The sequence below is a fragment of the Bradyrhizobium pachyrhizi genome, from assembly GCF_001189245.1.
In the GTDB taxonomy this organism is placed as follows: domain Bacteria; phylum Pseudomonadota; class Alphaproteobacteria; order Rhizobiales; family Xanthobacteraceae; genus Bradyrhizobium; species Bradyrhizobium pachyrhizi.
On the sequence record NZ_LFIQ01000052.1, the window covers coordinates 52,834 to 70,442 of the forward strand.

General features: G+C 60.7%; 11 protein-coding genes. 9 read left to right on the top strand and 2 right to left on the bottom strand.

The features are described from left to right. Positions 1–7 precede the first annotated feature (7 nt). From galE to AKL29_RS09825, 7 genes are all read left to right on the top strand, one after another. A complete protein-coding gene (gene galE, locus AKL29_RS09795) occupies positions 8–1,018 on the top strand; it encodes a UDP-glucose 4-epimerase GalE (protein WP_050384000.1) in 1,011 nt (336 codons plus the stop codon). Positions 1,019–1,293: 275 nt separating this feature from the next. Beyond that, positions 1,294–3,909 (top strand): AMP-binding protein, encoded by a 2,616-nt coding sequence (locus AKL29_RS09800; protein ID WP_082190531.1) that lies wholly within the window; start codon positions 1,294–1,296, stop codon positions 3,907–3,909. A 393-nt stretch (positions 3,910–4,302) separates the two neighbouring features. Beyond that, a complete protein-coding gene (locus AKL29_RS09805) occupies positions 4,303–5,466 on the top strand; it encodes a GNAT family N-acetyltransferase (protein WP_050384001.1) in 1,164 nt (387 codons plus the stop codon). 382 nt (positions 5,467–5,848) lie between these two features. Then, entirely contained in the window at positions 5,849–6,619 is a 771-nt protein-coding gene (locus AKL29_RS09810) for a 4'-phosphopantetheinyl transferase family protein (protein WP_080667130.1), read from the top strand. 47 nt (positions 6,620–6,666) lie between these two features. Beyond that, a complete protein-coding gene (locus AKL29_RS09815) occupies positions 6,667–7,707 on the top strand; it encodes a thioesterase domain-containing protein (protein ID WP_244481876.1) in 1,041 nt (346 codons plus the stop codon). A 41-nt stretch (positions 7,708–7,748) separates the two neighbouring features. Continuing rightward, entirely contained in the window at positions 7,749–9,761 is a 2,013-nt protein-coding gene (locus AKL29_RS09820; protein WP_050384003.1) for a non-ribosomal peptide synthetase, read from the top strand. A 62-nt stretch (positions 9,762–9,823) separates the two neighbouring features. Beyond that, positions 9,824–11,002: an acyl-CoA dehydrogenase family protein gene (locus AKL29_RS09825; protein ID WP_152977496.1), complete on the top strand. Its 1,179-nt coding sequence runs from the start codon at positions 9,824–9,826 to the stop codon at positions 11,000–11,002. Between the two features lie 165 nt (positions 11,003–11,167). On the opposite strand, the gene asnB is transcribed toward AKL29_RS09825, so the two are convergent. Both asnB and AKL29_RS09835 read right to left on the bottom strand, forming a co-directional pair. After that, complete coding sequence (gene asnB / locus AKL29_RS09830) at positions 11,168–12,889, bottom strand: asparagine synthase B (RefSeq protein WP_050384004.1); 1,722 nt, start codon at positions 12,887–12,889, stop codon at positions 11,168–11,170. A 303-nt stretch (positions 12,890–13,192) separates the two neighbouring features. Beyond that, positions 13,193–14,572 carry a polysaccharide biosynthesis/export family protein gene (locus tag AKL29_RS09835; RefSeq protein ID WP_038377630.1) on the bottom strand — a complete coding sequence of 460 codons (1,380 nt, stop codon included), beginning with the start codon at positions 14,570–14,572 and terminating at the stop codon, positions 13,193–13,195. A 179-nt stretch (positions 14,573–14,751) separates the two neighbouring features. Here AKL29_RS09835 and AKL29_RS09840 point away from each other — a divergent pair, with 179 nt between their 5' ends. Beyond that, entirely contained in the window at positions 14,752–16,251 is a 1,500-nt protein-coding gene (locus tag AKL29_RS09840; RefSeq protein ID WP_050384005.1) for an undecaprenyl-phosphate glucose phosphotransferase, read from the top strand. A 167-nt stretch (positions 16,252–16,418) separates the two neighbouring features. Continuing rightward, positions 16,419–17,543, top strand: a complete 1,125-nt coding sequence (locus AKL29_RS09845) for a Wzz/FepE/Etk N-terminal domain-containing protein (protein ID WP_050384062.1) — start codon at positions 16,419–16,421, stop codon at positions 17,541–17,543. Positions 17,544–17,609 lie beyond the last annotated feature (66 nt).

A 17,609-nucleotide genomic window follows, 5' to 3' on the forward strand; every position in this document is an offset into this window, starting at 1 on the left:
AGCGGAAATGATCTTGTTGACCGGCGGTGCCGGCTATATCGGATCCCACATCGCTGTCGCGCTACTCGACGCCGGGCTCGATGTCGTCGCGGTCGACAATCTTTCCAACAGCAACAGCGCCTCCCTCGAACGGATACGAGCCATCTGCGGGCGATCGGTCATTTTCCGGCATGCCGATATCCGCAATGAAGAGGCGATCTACCAAATCCTGCGCGCCCACGACGTGACCGCGGTCATTCATCTCGCCGGCCTCAAGGCGGTGGGCGAGTCCAGCGCTCAACCCATCACCTATTACGACAACAACGTCGTGGGAACGATGCGGCTCGTGTCCGCCATGACGCGAGCATCCGTCAAGACGCTGGTCTTCAGTTCATCCGCAACCGTTTACGGGACACCCGCGTACCTGCCGCTGGACGAGAAGCATCCTGTCGCACCGATCAATCCGTACGGCCGCACAAAATACTTCATCGAAGAAATACTGAAGGATCTTCATGAGTCCGACAAGGATTGGCGGATTGCCATCTTGCGCTACTTCAATCCGGTTGGCGCCCACGAAAGCGGACTGATCGGAGAAGATCCCCTGGACGTGCCGAACAATCTGTTGCCGATTGTAGCACAAGTGGCGATCGGACGGCGTCCGGAGGTGCATGTTTGGGGAAACGACTATGATACTCCGGACGGCACCGGGATCCGTGACTTCATTCACGTTGTCGATCTTGCATCCGGACATCTGAGCGCCCTGAGCCAACTGAGACAGCCCGGCCTTCTGACGGTCAATCTCGGAACAGGAAGCGGCAGTAGCGTCATGGACGTGATCCAAACATTCAAGGAAGTGAGTGGCCGGCCAGTCCCGTATGTGATCGACCAACGCAGGGTCGGTGACGTCGCAATCTGCTATGCCGATTCAACTCTCGCGAAGAACCTGTTGGGCTGGACATCAACGCGATCACTGACACAGATGTGTGCCGACCATTGGCATTTCCAGATGAAGAACCCGAACGGCTATCGCGGCGCGTAGTCGGCGAGAGCCATCTGCGTCTTCGAGAATTTCTGTCTTGTTCGAGGCCTGCTCAATCCCGCGCAAGCCAGACGACTGCTCTCATCGGCCAGCTCAAGTAGCGCCGCCTGGTTAAGCCACCACTCACCAATGCTCGCAATTCGCAGAATGGCAGGATGACGCACCGAGTATTGGTTAATCCTTAATTGCTGCCTTCACTTGCTGTACGACAAGGCATCTTCGGGAACTGCGGGCTATCGTCCTGTGAACCGACTTTCGGTTCAAGGTAGGACGGAATGCTTCTGGACAACGAGACGACTGGCGCCACCATGTGTTCCGAGAGCTTCCGCGCTCGCGACCGTGGGGAGCCGGAAGCCCGGCTCACAATAGGCCAGGTCATCGGTCGAACTGCCAGTCAGTTTCCGAACCAGCCGGCGATCGTCTCGAGCGCTTTCGAGCCCCTGACATACAACGGTCTTGAACGCCAGTTGAACGCATTCCGCCGGCAGCTGCGCTTGGCCGGATTCGATTGCAATACCCGGATCGGGGTCCTGATGCCGAACGGCCCGGAGGCGGTTCTCGCCATCGTGGCTGTCGCCTGCTGTACCATCGCGGTTCCTCTCGACCCACGCCTCTCCCAGCCTGAAATCGAGCAGCGTCTCGACATGCTGAACCTGAGCGCGCTCGTTGTGCTGCAGGGCAGTGCCCCTGAAGCTCGCCAAGCCGCGGCCCGCAGAACGCTTGCCATCATAGAAGCCGCTCCGGTCGGACAGGGCCAGCTTGGACTCGAGATCGCCGTGCAAGTTGCCGGCTCCCCTGCCATCGACGCCGAGCCGGATCCGCGCTCCCCCGCCTTCATTCTGCAGACGTCGGGCACGACCGCGCAGCCGAAGCTCATTCCGTTCAGTCATGACAATATGCTGGCGGCAGCCGAACGCCTTCAGGCCTGGTTCGGCCTCACGTCCCGGGACCGATGCCTGAGCGTGTCGCCCCCCTACTATTCCCATGGGCTCAAAGTGACGATCTTCACGCCGTTGCTGACCGGAGGCAGCATTGCCATCCCGGCGAACAGTGCCGTCGTCGCACTCGATGAGTGGTTCGATGTCCTGCGGCCGACCTGGTACTCGGCAGGCCCTGCGCTTCACACCGCGGTGCTGGACAAGGCGCAGGGCCTCGAGAATGCACAGGCTGCGCACACTCTGCGGTTCGCGATGTCGGGCGGCGCGCCGCTCCCGAGAGCCGTGCAGGACGGCCTGCAACACGCTCTCGGCGTGCCGGTGCTGGAGCATTACGGCTCCAGCGAGGCGGCCCAAATCGCCGCCAACCAGCTGCCGCCCGGTCCGAACAGGCCCGGCACCTGCGGAAGACCCTGGCCCGATACTGTGGCGATCGTTGGCGAGGATGGACATCCCTTGGCAGCCGGCGAGCGCGGAGAGATCTGGATTCGTGGACCGACCGTGACGTCGGGCTATCTCGATGCGCCGGGACTCAATCAAGCCGCTTTCACGAAGGGTTGGTTTCAGACCGGCGATATCGGCAGCCTCGACGAAGACGGCTTCCTTTCGCTGCACGGCCGCCTGAGCGAGCTGATCAATCGCGGCGGTGAGAAGATTTCTCCCGCCGAGATCGAAGCCGCGCTGTTGCGACATTCGGCGATCGCCGAGGCTGCGGCCTTCGCGATCTCGCATCCGCGCCTGGGCGAGGACGTCGCAGTCGCCATCGTCCTTCATCGCGGCGCGCAGGCGAGCGCTGCGGAGCTTCGGCTGTTCCTGCAACGCGAGCTGGCCTCGTTCAAGATTCCGAGACGTATTCTGACGCTCGACCATCTGCCGAAGGGGGTGACGGGAAAGGTTCAGCGGCGACGTCTGCGCGAGCTGGTCGACCGGCCACGGGGGCACCAGGCGACGATGCCGGAGCCCGTCGCGAACGGGCCGTTGAATTTGGAAGCCGAGTTGCTGACCCTCTGGCGCAGGCTGCTCAAGAACGAGGCCGTGACCGTTGACGATGATTTCTTTGCCAGCGGCGGAGACTCCCTTCTCGCCATGGAGATGCTGATCGAGGTCGAGCGGCTTGTCGGCTATCCCGTGCCGGAAACCATCATGTTCGGGGCAGAAACCGTCCGGCAATTTGCCGCAAGGGTTTCCGTACCAACGGACACGTGGACGACGCCGTTCTTCCAGCCCCATGCGCCTGGCACGCGGTCTCCGCTGTACTTTTTCAACGGCGACCTTGTCAGCGGCCACGCGAGCGTGCGGCGGGTGGTAGAGCTTCTGGGGCCGGATTATCCGATCATCTCGATCAATCCCCACGGTCTTCATGGCGAGCCGATTCCGGGCTCGATCGAGGCGATGGCCGCCGACCGCCTGCCGTTCATCCTGGCAAGGCAAGCGAGCGGTCCCTTTCTTCTGGGCGGCAAGTGCAATGGCGCCATGGTGGCGTTCGAAGTGGCCCGCCAGCTGATGGCTGCCGGCCACACGGTTGATTTGGTTACGATGGTGGACCCGCCGACTGTCAGTGCCCGTCCAATGCCGCGGGCGATCCTGGGGCTGCTGAAGCCGCTGGTTTCCCCCTATCTCTTGCGTTGGACCTTCGAGCAAATGGTGAGACTGGAGCGATATTTGAAGCTCCCGGCGAACGGGCGGACTGCGATCGCCAAGGTCGAGATTCCAACGGCGTTGTGGGACGCTCATTCAATCGCAATGGCGCGGTATTGTCCGGCGCCGCTCGAGATCCCGGTGGCCTTTTACGCGGCCGACCACGATGGCCGAGCGTGGCGGCATCTCAGCTCTCAACTGGAATTGATACAGGTGCCTGGCGGACATCCCGGCTGCCTGTTGATCGGTGCGGAACTGCTCGTGGATCACCTGCGGCGGAGATTTGAAAAACTCGCCTCGGGATCGAGCGCCACGTGAGAAATCGGACGTCAGCCATGACACGCCCCGATGAGCGGGCGGAGGATCGAGGCCGTCGGACGCCGAAGGCAGGAGCGCGCTGCACCCGCCTCGAACCCGGTCGATCGCAGCTTCACCTCGGCACAGTTGCAGCGCTGGCACAAGCAGCTACCGTGGGTAATCAGAAAGGGTCCGCACCTCGATCGAATTCCGGATATAATATCCGTTATCGACCTCCGCCGAGACAACGGTCAGAGATGCCCAACCACGACGTGTCCGCCAGAGGGATGCCTGTGTGTGACCAGCCCCCCATCATCGGACCTTGCATCGGATTTTGCGCGAGCATTGCGGCCTGGTCCTTCGGTCTTCCCGTCGCAGCGCGCGTTCGGTCCTCTGGCGTTGGAACGGGAAAGCATGCCTGAGACGGTTACCGATGTCAGCCTGGATGCCCTGGAGAGCATTGCGTGGCTTGAAACCTCATGGAAAGAGCTCGAAGCGCGAGTAACTCACTCGTTCTTCTTGTCCTGGCTCTGGATCGGCACTTGGCTACGGCACATCCCGAAGGGCGCGCAACCACACGTCCTCGTGGCCCGGTCATCAGGCAAGATCGTTGGCCTGGCGGTTGTTTGCCGACGGAAAGCGTGGAGTCTCGGGCCGTATGCACGGACACGTTGGCTGCTCAATGAAACGGGAGATACTCGTTTCGACCGATTGTTCATCGAGTACAACGGTATCCTTGCAGAGCAATCCGATGCCATCATATCGGCAGGTCTCAATGCGTTGACGTCCCGCTTGCGCCGCTCGGATCAGTTGGTGCTCTCCGGAATTGATCCGGACCTTGAGGCGACCGCCAGTCGCGCCGCAGGCCGGGCCGGGCTCGTGACCGAGGTGAAACAGGCTGACGCGGCATTGTGGGTTGATTTTGCCCCAGTCCACCAGCGAGGGGGGGACTATCGCGCCACATTGGGCCGCAGTACGCGCCAGGCCGTGAACCGCGCCATGCGGTTGTATGCGGAACGCGGCCCCGTTGAATTTCGGATCATGGAAACAACGACGGAGGCCCTCGCCGCGTTCGATTTGCTGAGCGACTTTCATCGGTCGCGATGGGGACGCAGGGGAGCCTTCGTCAATCCCGGCTTCCGTCCGTTTCACGAGGAGCTCATTGCGCGGGGAGTCCCCACGGGGGCCGTTCGCATCTCACGGACGCTGGTCGGGAACGAGACAATTGGGGTCGTGTACAATTTCGTGCACGACGGGCGTGTCCTGAACTACCAGAGCGGCTTTCTCTATGAGAGCGATAGCCGGCTCAAGCCCGGGCTCGTCAGCCATGTGCTGGCTATTGAGGACAGCATTGCACGCGGGGAAAGCGGCTACGATTTCCTGGCCGGTGGCGGCGGGCACAAGTCCCATCTGGCCAACAGGGAGCAAGCCATGACGTGGATCGCTGTAGGCAGAGACAGTCCAGAGCGCCACATCGAGGCCAAGCTCCGCAGTGCCAAGCGGATGCTACGAACCATTGCCACGAATCTTCCAAAGAAGACCGCGGCTCTGTATTCCGTATTCGGGACTGGTTCCTAACCGATCGGTTTGGGCTCCTTGGCGAGAACCAACGTCCGGGTCGGCGATGTGGCCATGTCGGTGCAGCCTCCCTTTTTGACTGCCGGCCGGTCCAGGCGCTTACGCCTGGACTGCATCCATTGACCGTCTAGCGGTCCAATTCCCCTAGGAATATTCCCCCGCTTGCGCTTTTGGCGGAAGGACGCGGCGGTTTGCCACCGCGTCACTCATCCGGGTCACCGGATGGGAACTGGCAAAAAATGGGTAATTACGATGGTCCATTGAGCCATGGCGGTGCGCGATTAAAATTTCAATCAGCAGTCCGCTCGAATGCCCATCGCAATACCGTTCGCAACCTACCGGCGGCACACTCCGGATCGAGGCTAATAGAAAGCAAGTTGTGATGGCTTTTCGCACAGGTGCCTGTGAACAAAGCGAGTGGGAAAATAGTCGTTCCTTTGACGGGCCAGGCTATCGCAGACTTGAACGCGGGGCTCGCGGAGCCGGCACCGCCGCGTCGAGCTTTTTGGACAAAGCAGTCGTGCTGAGACCCGGGATCGTCGCGCCGGTTCTCGAGCATGATGGTCTGGAGGTCCTGGCATTCATGCTCCATGTGGAGCGGGACGTCATCCGGGAGCTAAGCGCCTACCTCAACGAGGAAGAACATCGGCGCGCCGCGGGATTGAGATTGGAGCGCGACCGCCGCCGCTTTATTGTTAGCCGCGGGCAACTGCGCCAAGTCCTCGCTTCCAGGCTGGGAATTTTGCCCTCGGAGATCGAGCTGGAATATGGCCGGCTGGGCAAACCCCACCTCTCCCGCCGCATGCCCGCCCGCGACGTGCGCTTCAGCGTCTCGCGATCCGGAGAAGTAGCGGTCATCGCCCTCTCGATCAGGCAAGAGGTCGGGGTGGACATCGAGGCGGTTCTCCCTGTGCCCGAGGCGGACGAGATCGCAGCGCTCTGCCTGTCCACCTCCGAATACGAGTCCTACGCCGCCCTCGATCCGGAAGACCGGCTGGAAGGCTTCCTCCAGCGCTGGACCCGGCTGGAGGCTGTCTCCAAGGCGCTGGGGTGCGGTTTGGGACAGCCGATTTCCTGGGATGAAAGGGATTGGGCTGTCCGAAGCTTCGTACCGCAACCTGGATATGTTGGGAGCGTGGTCGTCCGGAAGTGAACTGTCATCCGAAGTCGAAATTGCCGCGATGGTGCACGGAACAGGAAATGTCAGCTTCATCGATGAAAAGCCCGATGTCAGCGCACGTGATGCAGTTTTCGGAGCTGCTTGCAGACCTCGCGGTCAAGGACATCAAGGTCTGGGTGGATGGCGACCGGCTGCGCTGCAACGCCCCGGCCGGCGCGCTGACGGCGGAGCTTCGCGATCAGTTGCAGGGTCGGAAGGGCGAGATCATCGCGTTTCTGAACATGGCCACGGCCGCGGCCACGCAACCGCCTGCAATCATTCCGTTGCAGTCTCGCGGCACACGCACGCCCATTTACGCCGTACCCGGTCATGTCGGGGCACCGTCCTCATTCCTGGACCTCTCGAAGCACCTGGGCGGCGATCAACCGTTCTACGCCCTCCAGCCGCCTGGCTTCGATGGGCAGAGCGAGCCGATGGACCGCGTCGAAGATATCGCCGAGTACTTCGCCCGCCAGATCGTCGAATATCAGCCGACCGGTCCGTACATCATCGCCGGCTATTGCTCGGGCGCTCCAACAGCTTTTGAACTGGCGAAAATCCTGGGACAGCGCGAATCCGAGGTCTCGTGCGTTGCGCTGTTTGGCCCGCTTCACCCCACCACCTATGGGGAATGGCCGCGCCGGCTGTATTTTATCGCCAGGGGCAAGGCGGAATCGTTCCTGCATGAGACAGCGAAGCTGCCGACATTCGGCGCCCGTCTCCGATATTTCGGCAGTCGCCTGCGCGAGCACGTCCGCGCCCTCGTACCCCTCGTTGGCAAGAGCAATGAGCCTGTTGCGACAGACCCGGTGTTGGCGAGCAGGGCTCTGCTCAAATCGACGGCGATCGCGGCCTTTCAGCGGTACATTCCCACTCCGTATTCGGGTCGGGTTTGCATAATCCTTCCCAACAAAGCCTGGCTGCGATCGGGCGCCGCGCCACACCGATGGCTACGGGTAGTGCCGCATGCCGAATTTTACTTCGGGCCCGATGACTGCAACGAAGCCTCGATGCTGATGGAACCTGACGCACCTGCCATCGCGAACCTCTATCGCCAGGCAACCCAGAAGCTGAACGATTGACGTGATTTTCTTTTTTGGTTTTCCCGACGGGAGCGTATTTCATGAACGAAGTCCTACCTATCGCGCCGGAGGGCGTAGCGCTTCCCCTGCTGAAGGATTCCGATCATCAGGCGCTGGTTGTCGATTACAACGCGACGGCAGCACGCTATCCGTCGGACAGGACGATCATCGATCTCTTCCGCGACCAGACGACACGTAGTCCTGACGCTGAAGCGATCCGCTTTGGCGATGCAACGCTGACCTACCGGCAGCTCGACGAACGCTCCAACCAGATGGCCGCGTATTTGAGCTCGACCGGCGTGGGCCCAGGCCGGATTGCCGTTGTCTTCATGGAGCACTCCATTGAAGTCGTCGTGGCGATCCTGGGCGTGCTGAAGTCCGGCGCAGCCTATGTGCCGGTGGATGCGGCAACGCCGAAGGGGCGGATCACAACAATCCTGCAGGACATTTCCAACGGGACCGACGGGAGCCCTCCCGTGGCGATCACCCAGTCGCGCCTGCGTTCGGGCATTGCCTCGAACCTTGCCGACATTTTCGTGCTCGACGCCGATTTCGATTCGATATCGAATCAACCGGCCTCGGCCCGACCGTCCGCTGCGACGCCGGACGGCGCCGCCTATATCATCTTCACCTCCGGCTCGACCGGCACTCCCAAGGGCGTCGAGATCGAGCACCGGAGCCTGGTGAACTACATCTGGTGGGCCGCCCGGGTGTACAGCTCCGGCGAAAGTCTCGCATGGCCCCTTTTCTCATCCCTCGCATTTGACCTGACGGTCACAACGCTCTTTACGCCACTCATCACCGGCGGCCGCATCGTGGTCTATCTTGGCGATCCCGGAGTGCAGAGCATGGTCGCGCTCAAGGTGATCGACGACAATGCAGTGGATATCATCAAGCTGACGCCGGCACATCTCGCGATGATCCGCGACCGCAATCTTGAGACCACAAGACTGCGCAAATTCATCGTGGGCGGTGAGGACTTCAAGGCCGCGCTGGCTCGCGATATCACCAACGCTATTCCCCATCCTATCGAGATCTACAACGAGTATGGACCAACCGAAGCCACGGTGGGCTGCATGATTCACCGCTTCGACACCGACCGGGATCAATCCGCATCGGTGCCAATCGGTGTTCCGGCCGCGAATGCGGGAATCTACGTCCTCAGCAAAGAATATCAGCCCACCGGCCCCGGGATCATCGGTGAGATGTTCATTGCCGGCGACGGTCTCGCGAGAGGCTATTTCAATCGCCCCGATCTGACCGACGAGCGCTTCCGCACGGTCGCCGATCCCCGAGATGGGCGCTCGAAGCTGCGGCTCTATAAAACGGGCGATCTCGCCCGCTGGAACTCGGAAGGACGCCTGGAATTTCTCGGCCGCGCCGATCATCAGGTGAAGGTCGGTGGCACCCGTATCGAGCTCGGCGAGATCGAAGCACGGCTTCTCAAACACCCGGACGTTCACGAATGCGCCGTCGCCACCTCGATGACGAAAGCAGCGACACAAAAAACGGCCCAGATCGGCCATGGCGAACCGTCGACGCTCGAGGACGGCATCGCACGACTTGTGGCCTACTATGTCGCGTCGAAACCTCTGACCGTGGCGGACCTGCGCGCGCACCTCGCCGAAGAACTGCTGGAGTCCATGATTCCCACGCACTACGTTCGCCTGGAGCGGATGCCGCTCACGTCCAACGGCAAGATCGACCGCTCATCGCTTCCCGAGCCGACGGCGGAAAACATCCAGCCGGCGCAGGTCTTCGTCGCCCCCTCGACAGAGACCGAGAAGACGCTGGCTGCGCTATGGTGTCAACTCCTGAAGCTCGAGTCGATCGGACGCCACGACAACTTCTTCGAACTGGGCGGGGAGTCGCTGCTGGTGGTGCGGGCGGTGTCGCGCATGCGAAAGATCTTCGGCGTCGACGTGCAGCTTCGCAACCTCTTTGAGCGGCCGACACTGGCCGAACTGGCGGAAGTTATCGACGGAATGCGCTGGGTGGCCGATTCCAATGCCCCTTCCCTCTCGGAGGGACCGAGAGAGGAGGTCGAACTCTAGCCGGAAGGTCTCCTGGTCTTGGGCGGGACAGGAGCCTTTGAGTCAGGCTCATAGCAGATCGGATGAAGATGATGGACAAAGCTTGGAAGGCGGCGCGAGAGCCGGAGCTGCCTTGGATGGCGGCGGAGTATGAGCTCTTACGGGACCAGGTCCGCCGGTTCGTCAAGGAGGAAATCAAGCCCTGCGCGGATCACTGGGAAGAGAACGGGTTCATTCCCCGTTCGATCCTGCGCCGCATGGGCGAACTCGGTTTCTTCGGCATCCGCTACCCGGCTGAGTATGGTGGCGCCGAAATGGACTCTGTCGCGTCAACGGTGTTCGCCGAGGAACTCGGGCGCTCGACCTATGGCGGCGCCGCCGACGCGATGCTCGTCCATGCCGACATGGCTTCCTCGTACGTCTTTCACGACGGGACCAAAGCCCAGCGGGCCCGCTGGATGCCGGGCATTATCGACGGCGAGGTGATCACCGCGATCGCCATTACGGAGCCGGATGCGGGCTCGGACGTGAAAGCCATCCGCACACGCGCGGTGCGAGATGGCGACTCTTACGTGCTCGACGGCACCAAGCTCTACATCACAAACGGTGTCCACGCGGATCTCTACTGCGTCGCAGCCAAGACTGATCCCTCGGCAGGAAGCAACGGGATCACGATGTTCCTCGTCGAGAAGGGAACGCCAGGCTTCAGCGTCGCGCGCGAACTGGACAAGCTCGGCTGGCGCTCCTCCGACACGGCGGAACTTGTCTTCGACGGTTGCCGCATCCCCGCCGAGAACGTGCTCGGCGCGGAGGGACAAGGCTTCTACTCAATCATGCGCAACTTGCAGAACGAGCGCCTCGTCCTCGCCGCCATGGCGATAGGGATGGCCGAGGCAGCGATCGACATGACCCTCACCTACGTGAAAACCCGCCGAGCATTCGGGGGCGTCCTTTGGGACATGCAGGCGATCCGTCAGCGGCTCGCGATGCTTTCTGCGAAAGTGGAGGCAAGCCGCGGGTTTCTCTATGCCACCGCTTGGCGCATGGCGGCCGATGACGATTGCCTGCGCGAGATCTCGATGTTGAAGGCCATCTGCGGCGAACTCGTCAACGAGGTCGCGTATGATTGCGTGCAGTTCCACGGCGCCATGGGCGTTATGCGCGAGAGCGCGATCGAGCGCGTAGCGCGTGACGCCCGCGTCCTCTCCATCGCCGGCGGCGCGACGGAGGTGATGCTTGAGGTGGTCGCGTCGATGTCATGATCCTGACGCGGCGTTGAGGCGTCGCTCTGACGTCAGCTATAGGAAGGCAGGGTGCCGGCCCTTCGTGCGGCGGGCCGGGCGTGGATGACCTCGGCATCCGGGCCGCTCGCGGCGATCGACGCGGCCTACGGCGCGCCCGGATTCACCCCTAAAGCCCGGTAGGCGTCATTGCCGCCGAACACCAGCCAACGGAATCGGACTGCCGAGGTTTCCAGCCGATCGAACATGATCAATGGCCTGAACGTGGATCCCTTTCACGGCCCTTCCAGATGGGTCATTCATGCTCGCAAATTGCTGAGACCAGAGAAATGCCGTCGGCGTGGAGCATGCGATCGAAGGACCGACGGGCACAGTCAGGCAGGCTGTCGGGTTGTTGAAAATGTTGTCAAAGATGGTCCGGTAGAAATAGCCTTCCTTGGACGTCGGCGTTTGCCGCGGAAAGCGCTTGCTCGCCTCTGTGAGCATCTGATCCGAGACCTTGTTCTCGGCATGATGCTTCAAGCTTTCAATCCAGCTATATCCTACCCCGTCGGAAAACTGCTCTTTTTGACGCCACAAGATCGCTTGCGGCAACAGATCGGTAAATGCTTCCCGCAATATGCCCTTCTCCATCTTCTCGCCAGGGCACATTTTCTCGGCCGGGTTGATCGACATTGCGTAGTCCAGGAATTCCTTGTCCAGGAAGGGCACCCGGGCTTCGACCCCCCAAGCCGCCATTGCCTTGTTCGCGCGACAGCAATCATACTTGCTGAGTGCAAAGATCTTTCGGACCGTCTCCTCGTGGAATTCTTCTGCCGACGGCGCCATGTGGAAGTAGAGATAGCCGCCGAATACCTCGTCAGCGCCTTCTCCGGACAACACCATTTTGATGCCCATTGATTTGATTTTGCGCGCCATGAGATACATCGGCGTGCCGGCACGGATGGTGGTGACGTCAAAGGTCTCCAGGTGCCGGATCACGTCCGGCAATGCGTCCAATCCTTCCTGCACGGTAAAAACAATCTCATGATGGACCGTGCCGATGTGAGCCGCCACGTCTCGCGCATGCTTCATGTCGGGTGAGTTTTCGAGGCCGACGGAGAACGAGTGCAGCCTCGGCCACCATGCTTCTTCGGTTTCCCCCGACTCGATCCGCTTGAAGCGGTGGCGCGCTGCGAGCGCCGCGATAAGCGACGAGTCGAGCCCGCCGGAAATAAGCACCCCGTAAGGCACATCGCACATCATTTGCTGCTTGACCGCAGCTTCGAGCGACGTTCGGAGCTCCTGCAGGGACACCTTCCTGTTTGGAAGAGTATGTGCCCACTGTGGATCATACCACTTGACGAACTTTCCGGCTTTGGCGCTGTAATGATGCCCCGGAGGAAACTCCCGGATCGTCTCGCATACGCCATCGAGAGCTTTCATTTCGCTCGCGACGTAAGTCGTGCCGTCGCTGCCCCAACCGATGTAAAGCGGAACAATGCCGATGTGGTCTCGGGCGACGAAGAAATCGCCACTGCGCTCATCGAAGAGGGCAAATGCAAAAATGCCACTCAGCATATTGCACACGGCAGGGCCGTACTCGTCGTAGAGATACAGGATGATTTCGCAATCGGACTTCGTTTTCCATGCGTGCGGCAGCTTCAGCGCCTCGCGCAAGCCGACATGATTGTAGATCTCTCCGTTCACGGCCAAAGCGCGACCCGCGGTCACGTCGAGAAGGGGTTGAGCGCCGTGCTCCACGTCGACGATGGAAAGGCGCTCGTGCGCGAGCACTGCGCCGTCGCTGGAATAAATGCCGCTCCAGTCTGGCCCGCGGTGCCTGACCGTCTTGGCCATCTCGAGCGCCCGGCTGCGCGCCGACTCAAGCGATTCTTTAAATCCAAAGATGCCAACGAAGCCGCACAAGGAGGTTGCCCCTTCTGTGAATTCAGATCGCAGCGAAGCGGAACAGCGGATCGAGAACGGTAAAGGTCACAAAATATTCAAGGCTCATATCAAGCGGAATTGCCTATGCCTAAGCGGCGGCACCGTCGCATAGGCGATAAAATATGCGGATGAGCGGCATCAAACTCCATGGCTGCTCGTGTCTTCCAATTCCAAATGGCCCCTGATGCGGGCTGACCGGGCGCTTCATGCGATCGACGGGGGCGCAAATTCCTCATTTCGCTCGACGTGCCAATCCCGACCACTATGCCGCTTCCGGCTTTGTCACCTGCTGTCGCGCCGCGAGTCTGCCGCGGTCACGTCGGTCCGGCCTATCACGACCGGAACGTTTGAACTGCTTAGCTTTCGAGGTGCCGCGTCGGGACCATCCTGGTATCGCAGAGAGACCTCGATGGTGTCACCCGGCTGCAACTCGGCATCCTCGTTCACGACAACCCGTTCAGGTCCTTTCTCGCTCTTTCTAATAATAGCAATATCTGGCTTGCTGCCGGATCCCCGTGCGAGCTGCGATCGAACCATCGAAGTGTACTGAAGCTTCTCACCGACGCTCTGCAGTTTCTCGCGAATCTGATTGAGCTTTAAGCTGGTCTCTTGCAGCTCACGGAACAGATCAAGCTTCCGCTGATCGTCGAGCTTGACCAACCGTCTGGCGTACTCGTCCTGCAGTTTCTTGACCTGGAGCAATTGCGCAGAGGTCTGCAGCCTCCGGGTTGCCGACAGCAGAACCGCGCGACGCGCATCCGTCACGCGAGGGCTGATCAACGATCCCTTGCCGAACAGGTCGGTCGCTTTCTGAAGATCCTCGACGTCGGACTGAAGTCCTTCTTCATCTTTCTTTTGCTGCTCCGACAGCACGCGGACCTCGTCGTCTCCCTGCCGAACGCTGCGCTGCAAGTACGCCTTTTCCTGCTGATAGTCATTCTGCTTCGTCTTCAGATATTCGGCTTCCGCATTGACGATTTCCGAAACCGCCGACCGAGCTATCGGCAGGTCGGCAAGAGAAGCGCTTGGATTGATCTGCGTCCCTTCCCCGAGTTCGCTCTTGATGCGCCACATCCGCGCCTGTTCCTTGGCGAGTTCTGTCCAGAGCGATCCATACTCGCTTCTCAGGTCGGCTGACTCGAGATACGGGTTGTTCATCCTGATATGCATGATGTCGTAGCCACCCGCCATGGCGATGAGCTGGCGCGCGGTGCTCGCCGGACGATAAGGGTACTCCCCCGGCTTCGACACGTCCCCGTTGACGTAAACAGGCCTGTACTCCGCCACGATCGCCGTGACCTGATCTGCATCTATGACGACCACGACCTCGCGGCCGTCCACAGTCCTCTGTCGAAAGACCTTGCTCGTCATTGCGGCCCCGACCTTGGCCCGAATCTCTTGCAACGGCAGGCCGGCGACCGGGACCATCCCGACCAGCGGCAACGAGATATTGCCATCGACCTGGACAGGCGCGCGCTGCCGCAACTCCGGTACGCCTGCCACAGCGACCTCCAGAACATCTCCGACGCTCACTCGATATTCGGCTTTCGCCTGCGCGGAAATCGTCAGGCCAACAGCCACCAGGCCCCACCTGACGCAACGACCTGGTTGACCGCGACGGTTGTCAAGATGGAAGAAATTACGCAGCTTGGCGTTCGGCATGGCGTGCTCGATGGCTCGGTCTCACGGATTGATCGACAATCTAATCCCGCAGCGCCTCGGCTCAACTGACCATCGTAGTTACTCCCGGCTACCCATTTATTGCCAATCCGCCTCCTGACCCGAATGCTATTGTTTTTGTAGGGGGACGGACTGCTTGACGGACTGCCTGGGAGTAACCGGTGAGTTATGCGTTTTTCACCAATTCGCCGGCCCCTACCGAGCGTTCGGCGCATTCGGTCACTGGCCGCAAGGCAATTGCGGCTGACCTTGGCAAGAACAGATTGGCCGCCTTGCTGGTACTGGCGGCAGGCGCCGAGTTCCTCCTCGTAGCCGTTGGGGCTTTTGCCGCTGCCGTCCTCTATTATCGGCTGGTCCTTGCCCTCGACTATCCGGACACTCCCAAATACATCCTGGAATCTCTTCTGATTGCCACGTTGCAGCTGCTCGTTTCCGTTGGGCTCCAGCAGTATTCGCGGATCCAGACGCAGCCCCGGCACATCTTCCTGTGGAGCGGCGTCAGCGCCGTCTTCTTCGTATTCTCCTTCTTCATTTCAACGATATTTCTTCTCAAGATCTCGGACGGCTACTCGCGCGCCACCGTGATGGCCCAGGCGGCAAGCGTTATCGTCATGGTGCTCTTCGCGCGGGCAATATGCTTCTCGTTGCTGCAACCTGCCATCGCATCCGGACTGATCGACGCCAGGCGCGTCATCCTCATAGGTGAACCGAGCCACTGCCTGGATTTTTCCGCACGAGTAAGCGCCACCGGAATCCGGACCATTCGCTCGTTCGAGTTGCCGACCTTTCGCAAGGGCTCTTCTGCATCGGAGCATTTCGGGGCGGTCGAAGTGCTATCCCATGTCCGCGAACTGATCGCAGTGTGCCGTCCCCTGCGAGCGGATGACATTGTCATTCTGACTTCGGAGTCGGATGTTCGGGCGGCCCTCGCGCTCGCCGGCGCCCTGTCAGAGCTCCCGGTTGACGTTCACGTCGTCCCGGTCGGTGCAATCGACCTCATGGCCGTGTCGCGCATCACGCAATTCGGCAACATGGTGACGATGCGCATCTTCCAGTCTCCCCTGACGCCGTTCCACCGGGCGATAAAACGAGCCTTCGACATCGCGGCCGCAATTGCCGGACTTGTCATAATCAGTCCCCTCTTCGTCATCCTTCCGATCGCAATCAAGCTCGATTCCCCCGGGCCGGTGCTATTTCGTCAGACGCGGCACGGCTACAACAACGAGACTATTCGCGTGTTGAAATTCAGATCGATGACCGTGACGGAGGACGGCGACAATTTCAAGCAGGTGACCAGACACGATCCACGCGTGACCCGGTTGGGACGCTTCATGCGCCACACCAATATCGATGAGCTTCCACAGCTCTTCAACGTGCTGGTTGGCGACATGTCACTCGTCGGGCCTCGTCCGCACGCGACTTCGCAGAACGAGAGCTTCGCCCGGCTGATTTCGTCATTCTCCCGCCGCCACAACGTCAAGCCCGGCATTACCGGCTGGGCACAGGTCAACGGCTATCGCGGCGAAACCGACACCCTGGAGAAGATGCAACGTCGTGTCGAGCATGACCTGTATTACATCGACAATTGGTCATTCCTCCTCGATCTCAAGATCATCGTCATGACCCTCTTCTCCAGAAAGGTCTATTGGAATGCCTTCTAATGCGATGACGACCGCTGCATGTAGTCTGTACAGCAAGATCGCAAGGGCATTGCAGTCGATCCCGTTCCCGTTTGATCGGCGGAGGCTTCGGTAGGCCACCATTAAGTGCAGGTTCGAGACAAATGCTGCAAACTCACAGAACTGACAATTCGGCACCTCAGGACACGATGCCGCCTGAATTTGGTTCGCCGGCCGAATTCGTGGCGGAGGTTCTCGCCTTTTTGCGCCGCCGCCTCTCGATCATACTGCTGACGTGTTTCTTAATGTTTGGCGCCGGCTTGCTCTATCTCGTTGTCGCAGTTCCGACGTTTACGGCAACCGCGCAACTCATCGTCGACGCCAAGACGACTTCTTCCAACGACACGGCGTCGGCAACGACGGCCGTCGAAAGTCAGGTCGCAATCCTGAGGTCCGAGAGCGTCGCTCGCGCGGCGATCGCGAAGCTCGGTTTGGCGGGGGATCCGGAATTCTCCGGCGGCGCCCTGCACCGCCTCAGTCGGTCGACATCACGGCTGCTCGGTTGGAGCAGACAGGACACGGATGTCGTCACGCGTGATGCAATGGAAGCATTCGCGCGCAAGCTCTCGGTGAAGCGCGCCGGCCTCACCTACATAGTCGATCTCGCCTTCAGCTCCGCCGACCCCGAACGGGCCGCGCAGGTCCTGGACACCGTCGTAGAGACCTACATCACGACGCAAATGGACGCAAAATACAAATGGGGTCTGCAAAACGAGAAATGGGTCAAGGAACGTGTCAACGAACTGAGCAGCCAGGCGTCGACTGCCAAAAAGGCCGTAGCGGAATACAACAGGGCCAGGAATGGCGTCGCGGCTCCCGCGAACGCCGCCGACGCAGGTCCGCTCTCATCGCAATCGACCGGAACGCAAGACGAACTCCGTGCACTGGAAGCCACGGCGGATGCCGCCGCCAAAACGTATGACAATTTCCTCCGGATGTTGCGTTACATGGACGCCATGCAGCAGCAATCCGCGCCGGTGTTTGAGGCTCGTCTGCTCACCGGAGTGTCTCATCCCTACACGGCCAGCTCGCCGAACGCCCGCTTGATACTTGGATCAGCGATCCTCGGCGGCATGCTTCTGGGGATTGGAATAGGATTGCTGCGCGACAGGTCGGACCGGGAACGCGCGCCCGCGCGCAGGTCTGCAGCCACCGCATCCGGAGGAACTGGAGTCGTCCAGGGGCTCAAGGCGAACGGCGTGAAGCCCCATTTCGATGGTTCGTTCAAGGTCGAGAAACAACACACCTACAAGGAGGCCAATCCTGACTTATAGTCGCATGAATTGGCTCCCGATCGCGATACCGCAAGCTCGATTGAAACGCCCCGTACATCACGCGTC

Bases quoted from the DNA above. Each gene is read 5' to 3' on its own strand.
- AKL29_RS09815 (WP_244481876.1), top strand. From the start codon at position 6,667: ATGTCAGCTTCATCGATGAAAAGCCCGATGTCAGCGCACGTGATGCAG.
- AKL29_RS09800 (WP_082190531.1), top strand. From the start codon at position 1,294: ATGCTTCTGGACAACGAGACGACTGGCGCCACCATGTGTTCCGAGAGC.
- AKL29_RS09835 (WP_038377630.1), bottom strand. From the start codon at position 14,572: ATGCCGAACGCCAAGCTGCGTAATTTCTTCCATCTTGACAACCGTCGC.
- AKL29_RS09845 (WP_050384062.1), top strand. From the start codon at position 16,419: ATGCCGCCTGAATTTGGTTCGCCGGCCGAATTCGTGGCGGAGGTTCTC.
- galE (WP_050384000.1), top strand. From the start codon at position 8: ATGATCTTGTTGACCGGCGGTGCCGGCTATATCGGATCCCACATCGCT.
- AKL29_RS09805 (WP_050384001.1), top strand. From the start codon at position 4,303: ATGCCTGAGACGGTTACCGATGTCAGCCTGGATGCCCTGGAGAGCATT.
- AKL29_RS09810 (WP_080667130.1), top strand. From the start codon at position 5,849: ATGGCTTTTCGCACAGGTGCCTGTGAACAAAGCGAGTGGGAAAATAGT.
- AKL29_RS09820 (WP_050384003.1), top strand. From the start codon at position 7,749: ATGAACGAAGTCCTACCTATCGCGCCGGAGGGCGTAGCGCTTCCCCTG.
- AKL29_RS09825 (WP_152977496.1), top strand. From the start codon at position 9,824: ATGAAGATGATGGACAAAGCTTGGAAGGCGGCGCGAGAGCCGGAGCTG.